This is a genomic window from Haloferax sp. s1, assembly GCF_058382125.1.
Genome location: NZ_JBZRPK010000110.1, coordinates 1 through 1,116 on the forward strand (window position 1 = coordinate 1; position 1,116 = coordinate 1,116).

Below are 1,116 nucleotides of genomic sequence, written 5' to 3' on the forward strand. Positions count from 1 at the left end.
CCACGTCGGGGTCGGTGGGGGAGATAGCGAGGCTCGTCACCGACTCCAGAACGGTGTCTTCCCCCACTGAGTGCCACGTATCACCACCGTCTCTCGTCCGGAATAGTCCTGCATCGAAGGTGCCGCAGAAGGCCCGATGCGGTTCTCGTGGGTCGGCGGCGATGCACTCGATACGGTGTTCGTCGAGACGTCGAGTGGTCTGCAGGTCGTCCAGCGAGTTGGTTTGCGGGTTATCTAGGGTCCCGGTGACCGAGAGGACCGCACCATTTGCTGCTGCGTAGAGATGCATGGAGAGGATACGTGTCTGCAGAGTAAAAGGTCGGGGGCGAGGCGACACATCTGTTTACGAACCGGTTCGACCCCGGCTACGACAAGTCGCGGCGTTCGAACACCTCGGCCGCGAGGACCACGAGCACGCACGTCGCAGTGAGGAGGATAGCGACGCCACCCCAATCTACGTCACCGGCGACGAGGAGTTCGCCCGGGTCGATGTAGCGGGTGAGCGAGAGCGACCCGAGGAACTCGTAATCGGTATCGAGCGTCAACGAGTCGAGGAGAAACGACCCGAAGACGACGCCGATGGCGGTCCCTTGCGCCCGGCGAACCCGCTGGAAGAACGCCGAAGCGAGGAGACCGATGGCGACGCACGCGACGAGGTAGAGACCACCGACCCCGTGGACCATGAGGAGTTGGGTGAGGTGAATCTCCTCGTCGATGAGACCAGCACCGAAGACGACGGCCGCGAAGACGACGAAATCGACGAATGCGACTGCGGGAAGCATCGCGAGGAACTTTCCCACGACGAACCGGGTGCGCGAGACCGGGCGAACGAGGACGAGTTCAACCGACTGGCGCTCGACCTCGCCCGCGATGAGCGACCCCGCCGCGTAGGCGAAGTAGCTCCCGACGATGAGCAACCAGACGAGTTGGTAGAGTTCGACGACGAGATATCCCTCCAGAGAAGAGAGGTCCGTGACGCTCCCGGCGAAGGCCGTCCGAAATTCCTCCGGATACGACTCTAGTAGTTCGGTGAAGTCGATATCCGACTGCCCGAACGACGGAAAGACCGCGATGGTGAGCCCGACCGTCGCGACGAGCAGCGCGCTGACGATGACG

Annotated in this window: 2 protein-coding genes; both read right to left on the reverse strand. The window is 62.8% G+C overall.

The annotated features are described in order from the left end of the window. Positions 1 to 289: beta propeller repeat protein (locus QT222_RS00760; protein ID WP_491475985.1), on the reverse strand; the 289-nt coding region annotated here is incomplete at its 3' end. Between the two features lie 76 nt (positions 290 to 365). Further along, positions 366 to 1,116, reverse strand: a 751-nt coding sequence (locus tag QT222_RS00765; RefSeq protein WP_491475986.1) for a DUF2705 family protein, incomplete at its 5' end; no start/stop codon positions are given.